The organism is Nitrosomonas mobilis (genome assembly GCF_900103035.1).
Classification (GTDB): Bacteria; Pseudomonadota; Gammaproteobacteria; order Burkholderiales; family Nitrosomonadaceae; genus Nitrosomonas; species Nitrosomonas mobilis.
This window is the reverse complement of the sequence record NZ_FMWO01000060.1, coordinates 38,806-58,708: the sequence shown is the minus strand read 5'-3', so window position 1 is coordinate 58,708 and position 19,903 is coordinate 38,806. Positions and strand designations below refer to the sequence as shown.

12 protein-coding genes and 4 pseudogenes are annotated in these 19,903 nt (G+C 49.3%); 6 read left to right on the top strand and 10 right to left on the bottom strand.

The window, feature by feature from the left end; all coding sequences use genetic code 11:
- Window positions 1-118 (top strand): annotated as a pseudogene (locus tag NSMM_RS15250) (IS5/IS1182 family transposase); the annotation flags it as partial.
- 619 nt (window positions 119-737) lie between these two features.
- On the opposite strand, the gene cphA reads toward NSMM_RS15250, so the two are convergent.
- The 6 genes and pseudogenes from cphA to NSMM_RS10600 all read right to left on the bottom strand — a co-directional run bounded on the left by cphA (window position 738) and on the right by NSMM_RS10600 (window position 9,817).
- Window positions 738-3,311 carry a cyanophycin synthetase gene (gene cphA, locus NSMM_RS10620; protein WP_090287292.1) on the bottom strand — a complete coding sequence of 858 codons (2,574 nt, stop codon included), beginning with the start codon at window positions 3,309-3,311 and terminating at the stop codon, window positions 738-740.
- Complete coding sequence (locus NSMM_RS10615; RefSeq protein ID WP_090287289.1) at window positions 3,308-5,629, bottom strand: cyanophycin synthetase; 2,322 nt, start codon at window positions 5,627-5,629, stop codon at window positions 3,308-3,310. The genes cphA and NSMM_RS10615 overlap by 4 nt, the downstream gene beginning before the upstream one ends.
- 187 nt (window positions 5,630-5,816) lie before the next feature.
- Window positions 5,817-6,290: a cyanophycin metabolism-associated DUF1854 family protein gene (locus tag NSMM_RS10610; protein WP_090287287.1), complete on the bottom strand. Its 474-nt coding sequence runs from the start codon at window positions 6,288-6,290 to the stop codon at window positions 5,817-5,819.
- A complete protein-coding gene (locus NSMM_RS10605; RefSeq protein WP_090287285.1) occupies window positions 6,287-8,584 on the bottom strand; it encodes a cyanophycin metabolism-associated ABC transporter in 2,298 nt (765 codons plus the stop codon). Before NSMM_RS10605 ends, NSMM_RS10610 begins: the two co-directional genes overlap by 4 nt.
- Before the next feature lie 133 nt (window positions 8,585-8,717).
- A pseudogene (locus NSMM_RS16535) lies at window positions 8,718-8,867 on the bottom strand (IS256 family transposase); the annotation flags it as partial.
- Window positions 8,867-9,817: an IS1595 family transposase gene (locus NSMM_RS10600; RefSeq protein ID WP_090287283.1), complete on the bottom strand. Its 951-nt coding sequence runs from the start codon at window positions 9,815-9,817 to the stop codon at window positions 8,867-8,869. The pseudogene NSMM_RS16535 and the gene NSMM_RS10600, both read right to left, overlap by 1 nt.
- 280 nt (window positions 9,818-10,097) lie before the next feature.
- Here NSMM_RS10600 and NSMM_RS10595 point away from each other — a divergent pair, with 280 nt between their 5' ends.
- Window positions 10,098-10,715: a c-type cytochrome gene (locus NSMM_RS10595; RefSeq protein ID WP_090287281.1), complete on the top strand. Its 618-nt coding sequence runs from the start codon at window positions 10,098-10,100 to the stop codon at window positions 10,713-10,715.
- Window positions 10,716-10,804: 89 nt separating this feature from the next.
- A pseudogene (locus NSMM_RS10590) lies at window positions 10,805-11,121 on the top strand (Tn3 family transposase); the annotation flags it as partial.
- A gap of 426 nt (window positions 11,122-11,547) precedes the next feature.
- Here NSMM_RS10590 and NSMM_RS10585 read toward each other — a convergent pair.
- Entirely contained in the window at window positions 11,548-12,501 is a 954-nt protein-coding gene (locus NSMM_RS10585) for an arsenic resistance protein (RefSeq protein ID WP_090287279.1), read from the bottom strand.
- A gap of 86 nt (window positions 12,502-12,587) precedes the next feature.
- Window positions 12,588-13,062 (bottom strand): annotated as a pseudogene (locus NSMM_RS10580) (transposase); the annotation flags it as partial.
- Between the two features lie 251 nt (window positions 13,063-13,313).
- On the opposite strand from NSMM_RS10580, the gene NSMM_RS10575 reads away from it, so the two are divergent.
- On the top strand, window positions 13,314-14,855 hold the full coding sequence (locus NSMM_RS10575; protein ID WP_090287277.1) for an OprO/OprP family phosphate-selective porin: 1,542 nt from the start codon (window positions 13,314-13,316) through the stop codon (window positions 14,853-14,855).
- A gap of 175 nt (window positions 14,856-15,030) precedes the next feature.
- Here the strand turns inward: NSMM_RS10575 and NSMM_RS15750 are convergent, their stop codons facing one another.
- Both NSMM_RS15750 and NSMM_RS10565 read right to left on the bottom strand, forming a co-directional pair.
- Complete coding sequence (locus NSMM_RS15750) at window positions 15,031-15,204, bottom strand: hypothetical protein (protein ID WP_176753946.1); 174 nt, start codon at window positions 15,202-15,204, stop codon at window positions 15,031-15,033.
- 147 nt (window positions 15,205-15,351) lie between these two features.
- Window positions 15,352-15,888 (bottom strand): protein tyrosine phosphatase family protein, encoded by a 537-nt coding sequence (locus NSMM_RS10565; protein WP_090287273.1) that lies wholly within the window; start codon window positions 15,886-15,888, stop codon window positions 15,352-15,354.
- A gap of 76 nt (window positions 15,889-15,964) precedes the next feature.
- Between NSMM_RS10565 and NSMM_RS10560 the strand changes: the two genes are divergently transcribed.
- Window positions 15,965-18,682 carry a cation-transporting P-type ATPase gene (locus NSMM_RS10560; RefSeq protein WP_090287271.1) on the top strand — a complete coding sequence of 906 codons (2,718 nt, stop codon included), beginning with the start codon at window positions 15,965-15,967 and terminating at the stop codon, window positions 18,680-18,682.
- A 12-nt stretch (window positions 18,683-18,694) separates the two neighbouring features.
- Complete coding sequence (gene ribD / locus NSMM_RS10555) at window positions 18,695-19,801, top strand: bifunctional diaminohydroxyphosphoribosylaminopyrimidine deaminase/5-amino-6-(5-phosphoribosylamino)uracil reductase RibD (RefSeq protein ID WP_090287269.1); 1,107 nt, start codon at window positions 18,695-18,697, stop codon at window positions 19,799-19,801.
- The last annotated feature ends 102 nt before the right edge of the window (window positions 19,802-19,903 follow it).

The following is a 19,903-nucleotide window of genomic DNA, read 5'->3' as shown; positions in this document are numbered from 1 at the left end:
TAGTTTCGCCTGGCTGGAAAAGAATAGAAGACTGTGGAAGAACTGCGAGCGAATGATTAACACCAGTTTGCAGTTCATCCACTTGGCTTTCCTGGCCCTTCTACTCAAAAGACTTTGAACAAGTTCTGAGAGTCGGTTATTTGATTCTTCATCTCTAAATGCTGGGCCAATTTCAAGTGATACATTATTTCCTCTGATAGCGGGTATAAAGTACTGCAATAGTTAAACATGATAGAAACTTTGGCTCACTTGATCATATCCAGCCAACTTACAGTTCCGTTGAGAAAAACCGGTATTTAAGCCGCTCGTTCTCAGGGAGCGGGTGGGAGCAGAAATATCATCGAGTAGTACAAGGAAAAACTCTTGTAGTTAAAGGACTGCCAGGACTGCCGTATCAGCAGTGAGAGTGTAATATTATTAAGGCGCAGTTAGAAGCAGCCGATCAAGAGCCGGGAAGATACGCTCAGCCGGTTGCAGGAGTTGATTAAAAGCGTCACGGATTGCAACGAAAAACCGGCTGTCGACAAGCTTGCTAAATCCAACGTTTAGAGAGCACGGTGTTGCAAAGTCTGCAAAAAACGCTCCGTGAAAAATCGAGGAGCAATCATACATTTACGGTGACTGAAAATCCTAATATCCAATTCCAATTACGGGCAGAAACAATAATAATATTTTAAATACAGAAAGTTATACACTGCATGCATATATTTGCCGAGAATTGGAATAAGTCGGTGCGATCAGCCTAGAGCAATGCGGTTATTGATTTGCCCGAGCGATTGTTCCACCTGATCAACCAGGATTAAGCATAATTCGCCGTCTTCCAAATTGGACAATGCCACCTCGATCGCGATATCTTCGCCAACGACCTCACTGACTTTCTGAGTGCGCTTAGCGCTTCCTAAACCTTCCCGCAACAATGCCAGCACTTCGCCATCTGCGCGTCCGCGCTGGCATTTGTCTTGGTATAACACGATTTCATCGAAGGCATCACCGAGAATTCTGGTTTGCTGACGAATATCTTCATCGCGGCGATCGCCAGCGGCACTGATGACAACCGAGCGTTTCTTGGATGGAATATTATTGATCGCACTGACCAGCGCTTGTATGGCATCGGGATTATGACCATAATCGGCAATCAATGTGGCATTTCGGTAATTGAACAGATTGAAACGGCCGGGTGCGGCTTGAGCATCGCTAACGAAGCTCGACACGCCGGCACGAATCACTAACCAATCCAAACCGACTGCCCAGCCTGCACCAATGGCGGCCATGGCATTTTCGATTTGGAAATAAATGCTGCCATTCTGGGTCAGTGGGATTTCGCTCAAGGGAATACGGTATTCGCCATGTTCACCGGCGGCGACGATGCAGCAGTTCTCGACATAGATGACGCGCTTGTGCTGTGCGCGATATTTGATCAGTATCGGATGATGCGCATCTTGTGCGAAGAAAATAACTGAGCCAGGGCAATGGTCAGCCATGCTAGCGACCAATGGGTCGGCCGCATTCAGCACTGCGTAACCGGTTTTGGGTGTCACGTTCTGTACGATGACGCGCTTGACGATAGCGAGTTCTTCAGCGGTATTGATATACCCCATACCGAGGTGGTCGCCCATGCCGATATTGGTCACTACGGCCACGTCGCAGCGATCGAACCCTAAGCCTTCACGCAGCATCCCACCACGAGCGGTTTCCAGCACAGCTGCGTCGACATCCGGGTGAAACAGAATATTTCGTGCGCTCTTTGGACCGCTACAATCATCGGTATCAATGCATTGATTATTTATATACATACCATCGGTGCATGCCAGCCCCACCCGTTTCTTGGCTTTCTCGAATACATTACCAATCAGGCGAGCTGTGGTGGTCTTGCCGTTCGTGCCGGTGACTGTGACGACCGGAATACGCGCATTATCACCCCGAACAAACATATTATCGATAATGGCTTCGCCTACTGCACGTCCTTTCCCAAATGACGGTTGGAGGTGCATGCGCAGGCCAGGCGCGGCGTTGATCTCAATGATGCCACCATCCTGTGCTTCCATGGGAAGCGCCACGTTATCGCACACGATATCGATGCCGCAGATATCCAGACCAACGACTTTGGCTACTGCAACCACGCGCTCCGCCAATTCAGGATGAACGTCATCGGTAACATCGGTTGCCGTTCCACCAGTCGATAAATTGGCGTTGCTGCGCAATACTACTCTAGCGCCTTTTTTAGGAATCGACTCAGCAGTAAGCCCCTGCGATCCTAAATAGGTCAGCGAAATTTCGTCCAGAGGAATTTTAGTCAATGACATGACATGACCTTCGCCTCGCATCGGATCGCGATTGATCTGATCGACCAGTTGGCGAATACTCTGTACGCCGTCGCCGATCACTTGCGGCGGATCGCGTCGCGCTGCGGCCACCAGCTTGTTGCCGACCACCAGCATACGAAAATCATAACCGGGAAGATATCGTTCAACCAGCACATGTTCGCTAAACTCGGCTGCTATTTGATAAGCCGCCTTCACCTGCTCGGCATCGATAAGGTTCATTGTTACGCCTTTGCCTTGATTACTATCGAGGGGTTTCACGACGACTGGTGCGCCAATTTCGCAGGCTGCAGTCCACGCATCGTCCGCGTTGTTTACATGACGGCCCTGGGGCACGGGAATTCCTGCAGCGTGCAGTAATGTTTTGGTGAGTTCCTTGTCCTGCACGATGGCTTCGGCAACGGCGCTGGTCATATCGCTTTCAGATGCTTGAATACGACGTTGTTTGCTGCCCCAGCCAAATTGCACCAGACTGCCTTCAGTAAGACGGCGGAATGGAATGTCACGCGCAACAGCAGCCTGCACAATTGAATATGTGCTCGGCCCAAGTCGAATATCTTCATTCAACTCACGTAGTCGACGCACCGCGTCATCCAAATCAAACGTAGTATTTTCAACGATCGTCGTGAACAGCGATTGAGCCAATTCAAACGCAAGCTTGCCAACTTTTTCTTCGCTATATTCGACAATGACCCGGTAAGTATTTGCTTCTGGCGTATGAATTGTCCGACTAAAGTTTATTGGACAGCCAGCCTGTAACTGAAGTTCGAGCGTTACGGATTCGAGCACATGCGCAATGGTGATGGCTTCATGCGGGTCATTGAGTTGATGTAGAGAAATCTGTGGGAAACGCTTGCACAATCCCGCCTCAAAACCGGATATCGTATAAACATTCGTTTCAAATTCGCTGCAAAGAACAGTGGCTTCAATCGAAGTGCGTTGGCTCCATATATTGGGTCCACGTAATGCTCGAGTACGTAATACTTTCATAGTTTGATTCCTTGAGTTTGTAGGCCGATTGGGAAATCCTGATTTCCAGGGTTATATTTTTCTTGAGTGAACCCAGATGATTGGATGCCACTTCGTATTAGTTCCGGCTCAATTCCGAGTGCCCAGGCTGCACTAATTGCGGCGAGGATATTTTCTATCTCTTCCGAACCATGCTGATTATCATCCGAAAATATCTCAGTCAGGTTTATCAACGGTAATTCACAGGAGCCTGTCGCCAGCATAACGACACTCTCACGAAGTATCACAGCTCGTTTGCCCTGAGTGGGGCCAGTTCCATTCGTACGATGTTGAGCAATCACTGGCAAATCGGGATCAATGCTGAAGAAAATCACTTCGCCGTGGCACAACCCCGACATTTCAACCAACATTTCATCTTTCACATTCAGAACTGCAGCGCCGATGGGTAGCTGGATATCCTCTTCGATATCATCAATGGCTGCTGCAGTAGGCGTTACGACATCGACCTGGGTGCGCAATACATTGAAAACCTGCTTCAGCGTTTCAACACTGTGCCGGCCAAAATGATGCGCTGGATCAACATTGGTGATCACCCCCACCTGACAGCTATCATAGGCCAAGCCCTCATTCAGGAGTGTGTCGAAACCGTTTTCGAATACTGCTGCTTCAACCGTCGGATTCATCAAAGTGCGATTTGCAGCAGACCAGTTAGCGCTGTCATTCCTGTCGATTTTCCGGTAATTCAGGTAAAGCCCGTCACTGCAGGCCAAGCCAATTTGTTTGCCGGCAAGAATTAACAGCCGTGCAACAAGATAAGCAACAGAGGTTTTACCGTAGCTGCCAGTAATGCCGACGATGGGAATACGGCCATTTTCTCGATTCGGAAATAAATGATTGACGATTGCTTTGCCCACTGACCTGGGAGTCCCAACAGCAGGTTTGATATGCATCAATAAGCTTGGGCCTGCGTTGACTTCAACGATGGCACCGCCTTGTTCGTTCAACGGACGGGAAATATCGCTTGTTACCAGATCGATACCAGCAATGTCCAAACCTACTACACGAGCCGCCAAAGAGGCAATGGCCGCAGTACTCGGATGAACCTGATCGGTTACGTCAAAAGCATGATTTCCACTGCGTTGAATCACGACGCTGACACCAGCAGGAACAATGGAATCACTGAGATAACCCTGGCGAGCAATTTCTATGCGTGCTGCGCTATCGATGCGGATCAAATTCAACGGATGATCTTCCGTTGTTCCACGACGAGGATCGGAATTAATCTGAGATTCAATTAATTCGAGGATAGTTGACGTACCGTTTCCGGTAACTGATACTGAATCACCGCGGGTAGCAGCTACGAGTTGTCCACCTACAACCAACAGGCGATGTTCTGTACCAGCAATATACTGCTCAATCAGCACGCCAGTGCCTTCTTTCAACGCGACATCATAAGCTGACTCAACTTCACTCTGATGGCTCAATTCAATGAATACGCCGCGTCCATGATTGCCATCACGGGGTTTGACCACGACGGGTAAGCCAATATTGTTAGCCGCTTCCCAGGCTGCTTGAGCACTTTCAACCATGCACCCTTCAGGTACAGGCACGCCACACGACCGCAGCAATGCTTTAGTCAAATCTTTATCGCGCGAAATACTTTCGGCGATGGCAGGGGTTCGATCCGTTTCTGCCGTCCAGATGTGTCGGCAACATGCACCATAGCCTAGTTGAACTAAGTTTCCTTTGGTGAGGAGCCGTTTAGCAGGGATATTACGCGCGGCGGCAGCATCCACGATGCAAGCTGTCGATGGACCAAGCCAGAGCAAATCCACCAGATCCCGAAGATTTTTAATGGTACCAGCCACATCATAAGCAGGATGCTGGAGCTGCTCAAAGTTCATCGCGGCCAATATCAGCTCTCGCGCCGAATACAACGCAGCGCGCGTAATCTCCTCATGCCATGCGCTTAAGGCGACTTTGTATACACCTCGCACCGAGGTTTCGCGTGCTCTGCCAAAACCACCGCGCATACCTGCTAAATTCTGCAATTCCAACGACACATGCTCAAGAATATGGCATGGCCAGGTACCTTCCTTTACTCGACGCAGAAAACCGCCACGTTCTCCATAACTGCAGCGATGTTCAATTAGCGAAGGAAGCCATTCTGATAAACGTTCATAAAACCCCGGAATCCTGTCGGATGGAAAATCTTCCAAATCACCAATATCAACCGTCGCTTCCAAGGCAGGATAATAAGTCCATAGATTAGGACCATTCAGATGCCTAATTTCAATAAATTTTATATCTTTTGCTGGGTAATTGTTTAAATTAGGCATACATCTAAGTTGAGTAATAACAGTAATAACACGAAATCATTAACGCCGAGTAAGCTAATTGGTTTACAAGCAAAAAAAATAATTCTCAAATCGATTATGGCAATGCTGAAAAATTGCGAGCAACGGACAGGCGCGGCAAGTCTGTGTTCTATGCAGCATGGTCGATTCCGCAGCCGTCGGAGTTCTTTTAGAGAAAATGATCCAATAATTTACGGCTCTGGCGATCAAGAGATAGGCGATCGCGGACCAAAAAATGGATACCATGACTATCGGTGATCATCAAGGAGGAATTCGCCAATCGGCGAATGTCTTCCTCCCCCTTAAGAATGAAGGAAGTCTCGCCACGATCGGTTTCAACGTGCCAGGTGCTCGGTGTGATGAAGTTTGATACTTTACACAGGCGTTTTATTTCAGGCATGAATTCGCGGCTGGCCAGTTCAGCTTCGATAAGTTGCCGATAATCATCGGGCAAGTCCGTCAAGCGTTCTATCCAAACCAATTCGTGCCCATGCGAATCAACCAAGGCAATACCCTGATCAGGATGGGTAATGGGAAAAGACCTCACGGGAACGACGCCTTCTTGCGAGATCCCCGATTGATCATTGAATATTAGTCGTCCGAAAGCGTTGCGCTTTAATTGAAAGATAGGTGCTTGGTTCATTTATGATCCACTGCAACACTGTGCGGTTCGACCGCGGGAATTAATCCTCGCTCTTCAGTATCGACATTTCGTGCCTGGGCCTGATACAACCGGTAATAATAGCCTTCCCGCGACATTAATTCAGTATGATTGCCGATTTCAACAATTCTGCCGCGATCAAGCACAATCAATCGATTGGCTTCCCGTAAAGTTGATAGCCGATGGGCAATTGCAATTGTGGTGCGTCCCCGCACTAAATTATCCAGTGCTTTTTGGATGTCCTTTTCAGTCGTGGTATCGACCGAGGAGGTTGCTTCATCCAATATCAAGATCCGCGGGTTGATCAGCAGCGCACGGGCAATGGAAATACGCTGGCGTTCACCGCCGGATAGCGCTTGCCCCCGTTCGCCAACGAGCGAATCGTAGCCATGTGGCAGACGCAAGATAAATTCATGCGCGTGTGCAGCTCGGGCAGCAGTCACAATGTCGGATTGTGTTGCATCAGGTTTGCCATAGGCAATATTTTCGGCAATAGTGCCATAAAACAAAAAAGGCTCTTGCAATACCAAACCAATGTGTTTGCGATACTCAGCAACCGGTAGCGAGCGGATATCGTGGCCATCAACAAAAATTGCGCCTTCAGTGACATCATAGAAACGGCAAATCAAATTTACCAATGTGCTTTTTCCTGAACCGCTGTGTCCAACCAAACCGATCATTTCGCCTGGTTGAATCACCAGATTGATATTGCGTGTGATACTTCTGGTTCCATAACGAAAACCCACACCCCGCAACTCAATCCCGCCTTGCACGGTGGGCAAATGAACTGGGTTGGGTGATTCTGGAACACTGGACACATGATCTAGAATATCAAAGATGCGTTTGGTCCCGGCGGCAGCTTTCTGTGTCACGGACACAATGCGGCTCATTGAATCAAGTCGGATGTAGAAACGGCCAATATAAGCGAGAAAAGCCGTCAGTACGCCAACCGTAATTTGATCCTTCGATATTTGCCAGATACCAAACACCCATACCACCAGCAATCCCACTTCCGTCAGTAATGTCACGGTCGGGGTGAATAGTGACCAGACTCTGTTAACCCTATCATTGATTTGCAAATTCCGCTGATTGGCGGCATGAAAACGAACGGACTCTCTTTTTTCCTGAGCAAAAGCTTTTACTACTCGGATGCCCGGAATGGTGTCCGCCAATACATTGTTCACTTCGGCCCATATACGATCCACTTTTTCGAACCCGATTCGCAGACGATCCCTAACCAGATGAATCAGCCATGCAATGATGGGTAATGGAACCAAGGTAACCAATGCCAGTGATGGATTGATAGACATCAGAATCACAGCTGTCATACAGATCATGATGACGTCAGTAGCAAAATCAAGTAGATGAAGCGAAATGAAGAGATTGATGCGATCAGTTTCAGCGCCTATACGTGCCATCAAGTCACCGGTGCGTTTGCCACCAAAATATTCTTGCGACAAACTCAACAAATGTTCATAGGTGGTGGTGCGCAAATCCGCGCCGATACGCTCGGATACAAGAGCCAGCATATATGTTCGCGCCCACCCCAATACCCAGGCAAGCAGTGCCGCACCCAGCAAACCGGAAAGATATAGTTTTACTAACTCAACATCGATCGGTTGACCATTTTGATACGGGATCAGCACATTATCCATCAGGGGCATGGTCAAGTAGGGTGGTACCAGCGTAGCTGCGGTACTGCAGAGTGTCAATAAGAAACCTATCAACAAGCGTCCCTTGTAAGGTTTCGCAAAACGCCATAAACGAAGTAACGTCCAGGTTGAAGGGGGGGCAAGCGTTTGCTTGTCACAAACCGGACATTCTTCTTGATCGCTTGCCAGCGTAATTCTACAGCGGGGGCAATAAGCTTGTCCGTCGTCATGCGGGAATGTTTTACCGTTTACATGATGATCGTGCTGCTGCGTAAAACTCTCGATTAAGTGGCTGACGGCCTGATCGTTACCCAGCCGATAACGCCAATACGCCAAACGCGAGTGGCCATCAAATAATTCCAAGTATCCCACACCGGCATGATCACGCTGCGTTAGCGCCATATCATGCAGAAAATACCAAGCTTGCCATCCCTCATCGCCAGCCATTTTCGCCAGAAGTCGCCAGGAAGTTACCACCACAATGCCGGTTGCAAAATACAGCCGGGTATCGAGATCAATGGCGATCCACGCTAGCACCCTTTCTTCGTCATGTAGCTGCGGTGAAAGTGATTCAGCCCACGGTGAAGGAATGATACTGATAGATAAAGGAGAGGTTTGCTGCATTCGCTAGGCTGTAAAATACCGTCGAGTTTTAGTGAAGAAAAATAACTGAAGTGGCAGTATTCATTTTAATCTCCATCTGTGCAGATGGAGATTAAAATCACGGAGGGCGTCCTAGATTTTGTGTAAATGGTGGTTAATATTGCCTGGGCATTCTTTCGTTAAACTGAATAGTAAACCTGTTTAGTGCAGGTTTCCAATCTCTTATTGGCCTAGACCATCTTTTGACTATATTGCTGAGCGCCAAATAGAACAATTTGATCACGGCGTCATCGTTAGGAAAGGCTATGTCACCGTTAATTGTTGGAAATCACTCAAGGCAGAATTGAGCAAGGTTTCTGGTGTGATTTGACTGTGCTGTTCAAAAGCTCGTTGCCAACCCAGATAGTTTGACAAGTATTTGGTCGCCACGCCGTTAAAGCGCTCCAGCCACCGTTTAAGCCGGCTATGATAAGCATTAACATTCTGTACATGATGAGCGCCACGAACCCGCTGACCTTCGCTAAGATTGACGACTTCGTGACTGATGCCTTCTGCCATGCAAAAGGTCTTGTAGGTCGGATTAGCATCACTGACCAGAAGAGCATCCGTATCCAGCGTCGGCTTTAGAGCGGCGACAAGAAGTTTCTTGGTGAGCGGTCCGTTACCGGTGACGAAGTCCAACGTTTGTCCCGAACGATCACGAGCTACCAACACACAGACCTGTTCTGTAGAGATCCCTCGTTGTGTGGCACTACCGCCACGCTTACGTGCCTTACGGCCAAGATCCCGCTTGCCTTTATTAGATTCGAGTATATACGTTTCATCGGCTTCAGTAATGCCGTGAAGCTTAGCGGGACGATCCTGAGTAATCCAACTCAAAAAACGATGCCGCCAGCGGAAACTGGTGTTCCGATGTATGTCGGTATTGGCTGCGGATTGCCGCACTGTTAGTGATTGCATCATTGTGGCGAGGTAGTTCAGCCATTTTGACTTATCGCGAAGATGAGCGAGCGGCGTGCCTGTGAGAGCATTGAAGGTTTTGCGGCAGTGCTTACAATAATAACGTTGTAACCCGCTGACCCAGCCGTGACAGTATAGCTCTACATTAGCACAGTGCGGACAGGCGCTTTTAGTATCAAAGCTAGTTTCAATCAATTCAATCACTCTAAGTCCGTCAGATTGTCTATTCAATGCAGTATTCAACACTTTCCGCTGATGATGATCTAATTCGCGCATGGCTGTAAGTAATTTCATAAATTCAGCATTTCTTATAATGATCTCCCATTAAAATCATAGGTAAATCATTAGATACTAAGATAATATTAAAATTCCACAATTAACGATGACATAGCCCGACAAAAAGGTAGTTCCAACGTTTAATGCAGACATAGCCTAAATAAAGATGACATTTTTGGCAGCTATGTGGTAAATCCCCCTATACCCAAATTGATTCTCATTAAAATTAAAAGTACTATGGAACCAGGAATCACTCAGCGTTGAAACTAAGCACCGAATACTTTTTTAAGGCCTGGAAATGAAAATAATTCTTAGTCTTTTATTGGCATCACTCATAGTGGCCACCATCGCTTTTGGACCAAGCGCTTACAATATGGCAGCCACAGAAAAACACTGGAGCATCACCGAGAAAATAATCGAATGGGTGCGCGAAAGCTCCATCGAATCGCGTGCCAAGGACTTAACGGTACCTTCGCTGGAAGATGCGGAAATGCTTGCTCAAGGCGCCGAACACTACGACGCCATGTGCACGGTATGCCACTTAGCGCCTGGTATCGAACCGACAGAACTCTCAATCGGCCTGTATCCTCAAGCGCCTATATTCCACCAGCGCACACCTATCAATGATCCAGCCAAACACTTGGAACGCGCCAGAGCGCACTTCTGGGTGATAAAAAACGGATTAAAAATGACTGCTATGCCAGCATGGGGTCTCAGTCATGACGATCAAGCTATTTGGGGAATGGTGGCTTTCGTTCTAAAATTAAGTCACATGACACCTGAGCAATATCAAAGTCTCATCAGGTCTGTGCAAGATCATGATCATGATCATGATCATGATCAAGGTCACAGTCACAGTCACAGTCACGGGCACAGTCACAGTCAAGATAATGACCACGAGCACGGTGGTCATTAAAAATTCGCATACTCATGCAGCAGCATTATGTACGCTGCTATTGAAGCCAACGATTTTGATCCGATCACTGGTCACTAAAAACCTTATAAGGCGTAGTGGCCTATACCCTGTTGTACAACCACATACCGCTTAACGACTACCTAATCGGTGCGCATGAATACGTAGCCCATCATGTTTTCGATATCTGGTATCGAAACACATCCGATATTGTGCCGACCGCGATTACCGGCGATATGCACAGCTTTACAAGGCAAACTTTGCAATTCTGCACTGGTTTGGTTTGCGTTTTGAGCCGCGATTTACCGACCTTAACGATCAATTACAAGCCCTGTCTTACGCCGATAACCCAGAGTTGTACGAGAAGTTTCTGATTAAACCGATCAACCAGATCGACATTGAAACCATTGCGGGGATGTTTGACGAAAGGGAAATTAAAGTACGTTGAACAATTGTAACGCTTACTTTGTCTGATGTTTCATATCTTTGCCAGAGCCAATAAAGGCATCAATGCCTTCCTCTTTGATTACTTTGGCAGCCTCAATAAATTTCTCTTCTGTTGTTTCAACATGATCTTACCAACACATAGAATTCCAAAATAGGGGTCGTCTCAGAAAACGGAATTTAAAGTACGTCAAGGCTTTCGCAGCGGTTGTAACGGCCGCTCTCTGAATCTTAGCGTACGATTTTTTCCGTTTTCTGAAGCGACCTCAGCAAGGACGTACCGCTGCTTTCGTGCTGCGCGGGATGAGAACAGGGGTGGCGCGGTCGGCTTGCTATACACGGTTACCGACTCCGTGAGCCTGTCCGATGCGCTCATGCTTGGGTGGCTCGCCTAATCGGCACCGAGCTTCGGCATCAGGCGCATGTAGATCACTGAGGCGACCAATTCGATCATCGTTTGCGTCACGATGATAGCCGGCAGCACCGGGATGGCTCCCGGCACCGCCAGGGCCAGCGGCAGCACGACCAGGGAATTGCGCGTGGCCGAGCTGAACGCCACGGCGCGGCCGGCCGGCGCTTCCAGCCGAGCCACGCGGGCGACTGTCCAACCGATCAGGGGCGCGACTACGGCGAAGGCCACATAGAGCGGCAGGACGCGCAAGGCGGCCTCGATAGCGGCTCCTAGCTGCGGCACTACGGCTGCCACGACGATAAACAGCACCAGGGCGGTTACCGGCACCGGCAGCAGGCCCAGGCCGGCCGCGACGCGCGCCCCGGCCTTGCTTCGTGCTGCCCATACCCGCACCACGGCGGCCGACACCAGGGGAACGGCGATCAGCCACACGAAAGCATGAAAGAACGGCCCTAACTGCACCAGGTCGGTCGAGGCATCGCCCAGGAGCACGCCGAGATAGACCGGCAGCAGGAGCATTTGCGCGACTAGCAGCACTGGCGTGGAAGCCAGCAGCAGCCGGGCATCGGCGCGGCCGATGTGCGAGAACGTTACTACGTAGTCGATGCAGGGCATCAGCAGTACCAGGAGCAAGCCGAGCCGCACCATTGGGTCGGCCGGCAGGAACTGCACCAGGAGCGCGACCAGTAACGGCACGACGACGAAATTTGACACCATCAACGCACCCAGGAAGCGAACGCGAATGAAGGCGCGGCCCAGATCGGCAAGCGGCACCTGTAAGAAAGTGACGAAAAGCATCAGGGCCAGCGCCGGGTTAATCTCACTTTCCAGCGCGTCAGTGCCCGGCACCAGAAGCGCGACAGCCACCGCGACCACCACGGCCGCGAAGTAAATGATGACTTGATGGTGTTCCAGACGGTCGCGCAGGCTCAATTTTTCTTCTCTCTTTCAGTGTTTAAGGTTGTCGCCCGCGCCGCGACTTTGCGGGCGTGCTCGATATAAGCCGGGTCGCCGGTAGTTTAAGAACCTGTTAAAAACCTTTTGAGTAGAAAGGCCAGGAATGCCAAGTGGAAGAACTGCAAATGGTGTTGTTCATTCGCTCACGGTTCTTTCGCAGTTTTCTATTCTTTTCCAGCCAGACGAAGCTATGCTCGACGATCTATCGCTTAGGCATGACCTTGAAGGTGTGTAGTTCGCTGCGTTTGACAATCTGTATTTGCATATGCGCGACCAGGATTCGCGCACACCCTGTGCAAAGGGCTGGCCCACATAGCCGCTGTCGCACAGCAGGGTTTGCACCTGCCCAAGTTTAGGTTTACAGCGGCGCAGCGCCTGTAGCACTCCTTTCCGGTCTGTCACCTTGGCTGTGGTTAGGGCCACCGCGTGCAGCAGCCCCTGCGTGTCCACCGCGATTGGCGCTTGCCCGAAGTCTTCTTACCCGCGTCATAACCCTCCTGACCTGACCTGACCTGCCGTGTCCGTGTTCTTCACGCTCTACACACCGCGCTCGGTAATTCGTGGGGTGTCGGCCGCCATGCTCGCCTTCTGGAAATGACATTGGTCTAGCAAACGAAGTGTCATAAAAATGCAACATAAGAAAATTAAGATTCCTTCCTCAATTAATAATTCAATAACTGGAAATGTCATGAATCTTGGTAAATTTTTGTTAACACGTTTTTTTTTTAACTGAGAAAAGAAAATCTGCTTCGCTCTCCTTTGTTTTTTTCTTCGTGTTGAATTTGATAATGATATCTGCCCAGGCACTGGATCTTTATACTGACCCCGAGACAAATCAGATATTTTCCGAGCCCGGGCATGGTCGTCAACGCTTGGGGTCATTTGTCAGAGCAGAAGATTCACCAGCACAAATATCAGAGCAGAGCACTGTTCGACAGCCAGAGTTAGCGACCATTAAGGAAGAGCTTGCTCAAAAATCCAAAGAAATTGAATCACTGGAAAATCGTATAAAAGAAGAAACTGAGAAAGTTCAGCCGAAATACGGCCCCGGATTACATTTCGAATCTGCTGATGGAAATTTCACTGCTGCTATCGATGGCCGCTTTCAAGTTGATTCGCAATATAACATCACCAATGATGTACTGCCTGCAACAGGCATTGCCTTGCCCAATGAATTGAATAGTGGGGCCAATATTCGCCGCGCCCGTCTAGGGGTAGCTGGTAAGATTTATCGTGTCTGGGATTACAAATTTGAATTCGATTTCAGTCGAGGTAATGGGTCTGTTACATCCGGCATCACCGATGCTTTCCTGCGGTGGAGCTATTATGATCCATTTTCATTGAAAATTGGTTCGTTTAAAGAACCTTTCAGCTTGGAAGAAGCGACCAGCAACCGTTTCCTGACTTTTATCGAACGAAACATGATCGCCAATACATTTGTTGACAACCCCAATACATACAAAACCGGTATTGGAGCAAACTGGAACGAAGATCGCTGGCAAGCCGGTATAGCTTTTCAAACCGAACCAATAGGCAGTTGGTCAACTGCAGCAACCTCAGTTAATCCAAATGGCAATAATAGCCGTAACAATGGTTCAGGAGACACGGGATGGGAGGTGATCGGAAGAATCTCATTCTTACCATGGTGGGAAAGCAACACCAGGTTTCTTCATATAGGCGGATCAGGAGGCCATACTACTGTTAATAACCAGTTCAGAGCTGATGGTCAATTCAACAATGGCGGTATGTCATTTACTGCATTTCCAGGTACCAACGTCGATCGTACCAACATACTGAATACTGGTAATCTGACAACCGGTATAAAAGGCGAATCCGGCTCGCGCCAGATCAATAACTATAATCGATATGGCGCAGAAATGACTATGGTATATGGTCCATTCTCACTGCAAAGTGAATATATCCAGACTGATATTTTTGGAAGTGGTTATGGTGGTGAGTCAATTTGGGGTGCATATGGGTACGCCAGTTATTTTCTGACCGGTGAATCTCGTAATTACCGTGCTAAAACCGGCACCTGGAATCGGATCGTGCCTAATCGAAATCTGGATCTTAAGAATGGTGGCTGGGGTGCCTGGGAAATTGCGGCAGGCTATGATTTCATTGATCTAAATGATGGTGTCGTCCGAGGCGGCAAGATGAGTGCTTTCAAAATAGCTCTTAACTGGTATCCCTACCCGAATATCCGCATGATGACCAATTTTATCCATGTATTGAACATTAACACGTCAGGTGTTGCAGATAAGCGTAGTGCTGGCTTCAATAACGCCGATCTGAATATGCTTGAAACACGTTTACAGATTGATTTCTGACTTATCTAACTGCTGGCGAGTTTCTTTGCAGGTGTTTGGGGCGCTGGCTAAAGATGGACGTTGTCGACGATGTCTGTGCTGCGAGGTCTGTGACACATCATAATAAATCTACATGAAGTTCTTTTTTGGGGTCATTTTCTGTGGGTGGGATGTAAACCTGCGAGGCAGGTGCGTATCAGTAGTTTCTACTTTCGACACTTTCCGCGATACCGAACAAACCGGCAGCAGCGGCGAGGAATCGCTCGCGCGCTGCCTGTACTGTTGGATACAAACCGCCAATCCTGTAAATCTGGTTTTCTGGTTGGGCAGTGGTGAAGTGCCGCGTTTGCGCCAGCCCGTATCGGAGCATTGCCAGGAAAGCTTTTTCTGCCTGGACGGTTCTTCAGGTTCCAATAAGTTCGTGCTTAGATAAGCCCAGCAGAACCGTTTGCCAAGCGTATTTGTGATTCCGGTCAATTATTTTTCACTGAGTCTTCAGTTATAACCATTTATACGATTAACAATCATCACGATCCTGGCACCATTTCTCTTTGATGATCTTTGTCATGGCTTCACTCATGCCAGCAGCACGGCCTTCTTTGAAAGCACGATCTGCCGGTATTCCCTCACTAAGCCGGTAAACCGTCCACATTGCCCCAGCGCGGTTCCCGGTGCTGCAATGCAGCAGAATCGGCGAGGTTGCTTGCGCAAGGACTTCCTTGAAAGCAGCCAGTTGTGATTCGTCTATACCCTCCCGCGTAACAGGAATATTGAAATATTCCATATCGGTCTTTTTGATTGCCAGCCTTTCGCTATCCGTGCTCTTCTGCTCGGCGCGCACATCAATAACCGTACGGAAACCATGCTTGACCAACTCTTGAATGGCGCTGCTATCAAGCGCACCAGAAGTGGCTATATTGGGTGCTACCCGTTGGTAACGCATGATGTTGTTGACTTGGGCGGGATAGGGAACCAGACCTTTAGCAACCGCCCAGTTGGCAATCAATAATGTAAACAGGATGAACAACACGGTAATCTGTTTCGAAAACTTCATCTAGGGCTCCTACAAATTGTGAACAGGCTAAAATCGTAGCATGAATACTGAATTAATTGAAAAGGAGTCATGATTCATGGGGGAAAATGACTTGGATGCCGGGCAGAAAGTCACTGCCTGGCATTACCAGACAAGCGAGAAGGTGATGGTTTTTCTGCAATCGACTCCACAGGGATTGACACAGCAGGAAGTGGAGATACGCCAGCGACGCTATGGCACCAACCGCTTGCGTTCCCCCAAAACTCATAGTGCCTGGATGCGTTTTCTGTTGCAGTTTCATAATGTTCTGATCTATGTATTATTTGCTGCAGCGCTGGTAACGGCTTTCTTGCAACAATGGATTGATACAGCAGTGATTATCGGTGTCGTCGTAATCAATGCCTTGACTGGCTTCGTTCAGGAAGGCAAAGCAGAACAGGCACTGGATGCCATCCGCAAGATGTTGTCGCTTGAAGCAACCGTACTACGGGAGGGCCGTCGCAGACAGATTGCTGCGGAGGAATTGGTGCCGGGTGATGTGGTTATGCTGCAATCCGGTGATAAGGTCCCGGCAGATCTTCGTTTGGTCAGCGTCAAAAATCTGCGAATTGAGGAAGCGGTACTGACTGGAGAATCTGAGGCGGTGGAGAAAAATGTAATGCCAGTCGAAAAAAACGCAGAGCTAGGTGATCGTTTCTGCATGGCATATTCCAGTACACTCGTAGCTTATGGCCAGGGGATGGGGGTGGTCGTTGCAACGGGTGACACAACCGAAATCGGGCATGTCAACGCCATGTTGCGACGTGTTGATGTGCTGGAGACTCCTTTACTGCGGCAAATGGCAGTGTTTGGCCGCTGGCTGGCGGTAGTCATTATCGTACTGGCAGTCAGTCTGCTGCTATACGGTTTGCTGCTGCATGACTATACATCCGGCGAGATTTTTACTGCTGCGGTCAGTATTGCCGTTGCAGCGATTCCGGAGGGATTGCCCGCCATCATGACTATTACGCTGGCGTTAGGAGTGCGATCAATGGCAAAGCGTCATGCCATCATCCGGCGCTTGCCGGCGGTCGAAACATTGGGCTCGGTTACCATTATCTGTTCGGACAAAACCGGAACGTTAACCCGTAATGAGATGACCGTGCAACGCATCGTTTCTGCAGAGCATCAATTAGCTGTCAGCGGCGTAGGCTATGCGCTGCACGGTGGATTTACGCTGCAGGATAAGGAATTTTTTGTGACAGACCATCCAGAATTCGCTGATATATTCCGGGTTGCGCTGTTGTGCAATGATGCACGGCTGAAAGAGGAACACAACAACTGGTCGCTTGAGGGTGACCCGACAGACGGCGCGTTGCTGGTGCTGGCGATGAAGGCGGGGCTTGATCCGATTTTTGAACAGAAAGCCTATCCACGTATTGATACCATTTTATTTGAGTCCGAGCACCGTTTCATGGCAACGTTACATCATGATCACGCCGGGCATGGTTTTATTTATTTGAAGGGTGCGCTCGAAGCGGTATTGACCAGGTGCGGGAGTCAGCGGACTGCTGCGGGTGAACAGCCGCTTGATGAAGATTTCTGGCAAGTGACTATGGATGAGACTGCAGCACAGGGGCAACGGGTACTGGCATTGGCGGTCAAACAGGTTGAGGTGGCACAGACGGCGCTCGTGTTTGAAAATGCAAATGACGGTTTTGTCCTGCTGGGTCTGGTTGGTATTATTGATCCACCACGTGAGGAATCGATTGCTGCAGTAACGGCATGCCGTTCGGCGGGAATACGGGTAAAAATGATCACGGGCGATCATGTGGCGACTGCCAAAGCCATTGGGCTGCAACTGGGTATCGGTGATGGGCAGACTGCCTTGACAGGTGGCGAACTGGACACACTCGATGATCAGCAGCTTACAGAAGCAGTCAAAACTGTCGATGTCTTTGCACGAGCGAGTCCCGCACACAAGCTGCGCCTGGTGGAAGCAATGCAGGTTAATGGTGAGATTGTTGCCATGACGGGCGATGGCGTTAACGATGCACCTGCACTGCGACGTGCGGATATCGGCGTAGCCATGGGAAGGGAAGGTACCGAAGTTGCCAAGGAGGCAGCAGAGATGGTGATTACCGATGATAATTTTGCGTCTATCACCTATGCGGTGGAAGAAGGGCGCAGAGTCTACGACAATATTCGCAAAACCATCGTCTACACGCTTGCTGTCAGCGGTGGGCAGGCAGCCATACTGGGCATTGCCATTTTATTGGGTATGGTGCTACCCATCACGCCGGTACAGATATTGTGGATCAATATGGTGACAGCGGTAACCTTATCGATGGCTTTGGCTTTCGAGCAGGCAGAACCCGCGATTATGCAGCGCCCACCAAGAGACCCTAAAGGCTTCATTCTCGATACCTTCATGCTGTGGCAAATCGGATGTGCTTCTATATTGCTTACCGTAGGCGCTCTGGGGCTTTATTATTGGCAGCAGGCTGCAGGGGCGAGCCTCGAAGTTTGTCGTACGACAGCCGTCAACGCACTTGTCGTCGGTGAAATGTTTTATCTCTTCAATTGCCGTTATATGCTGGCACCTGTGCTCAAGTGGCGAGATTTTACTGGCAATCCTTATGTACTGCTGACGATTGTGCTATTGCTGGTTCTGCAATTGTTACTTACCTACAATGGCTACATGCAGCAGTTATTTGCAACAGCCAGCATTGATCTGGCAGCGTGGTCAAGAATTCTGCTGTTCGGCTTGATACTGTTTCTGATTGTCGAAACAGAGAAATATTTGCTGCGCCATTTCAGAGCTGCAAAATGTTGAGGCGGAGTGTGTATGTCATTTAGTTCCGCTGATCATGTCTGGATGGCACAGGCACTGCGTCTGGCGGAGTATGGGCTGTATACCACCACACCCAATCCGCGCGTAGGATGCGTGGTCGTCAAGAATAGCCAGGTGGTGGGGAGTGGCTGGCATAGGCGTGCAGGAGAGCCACATGCAGAAATTCATGCGTTACGTGCAGCCGGCCCACTTGCGAGTGGTGCGACCGTATATGTGACCTTGGAACCTTGCAGCCATCAGGGGCGCACGCCACCCTGTACACGGGCATTAATTGATGCTGGGGTTAGCTGCGTAATTATCGCTATGCTGGATCCCAACTCCAAAGTCAATGGCGAAGGTATCAGGCAGCTACGGGCAGCCGGAATAGTGGTACAGACTGGATTGTTATCCGCCGAGGCACAGGCATTGAATATTGGTTTTATCACCCGCATGCAGCTTGGCCGTCCTTGGGTGCGGATGAAGATTGCCGCCAGTCTCGACGGAAAAACTGCGTTGCGCAATGGACAAAGTAAATGGATCACTGGTGAGGCAGCCCGGCGGGATGCACATCAATGGCGCGCGCGTTCCTGCGCGATCCTGACTGGGATCGGCACGATTTTATCGGATGATGCGCAGCTGAACGTGCGGCACGTTGAAACTAGCCGACAACCGGTGCGAGTGGTGCTCGATACCTCTCTCGGCCTACCTTTGCAAGCAAAAATCCTGGCAGAGGAAGGTGGGCAGACCTGGGTTTTCACCACGACAACCGATCAGCGGAAAATACAATCCTTGCAACAGGCGGGGGCAGATGTCATGGTGGTGCCGGAGCAAGCTGGTAAGGTCGATTTATATGCCGTCATGACCAGCCTTGCCAAGCTGGAAATCAACGAATTGCTGATTGAAGCGGGTGCAACGTTGAATGGTGCGCTCGCAGCATGTGGTCTGGTAGATGAAATGATTCTTTATCTTGCACCGATGCTGTTGGGTGATCAGGCAAGGGGTATGCTCGCGCTCGGTGAGTTGATTCATTTATCTGATCGCATCGAACTGCAAAATCTCGATTGGCGCCAGGTTGGAAAAGACATGCGCCTGATGGCAACGCTCGCGAAAAGGCAGGTTTAAAAGCTGTAGTTTCCATCTATGCTTCACCGAATGATGCGGTAACATGTTGCCTATATAATTTCAGCTATTATCGGCGGCTCTCCATAACTTTAATTCACCCAT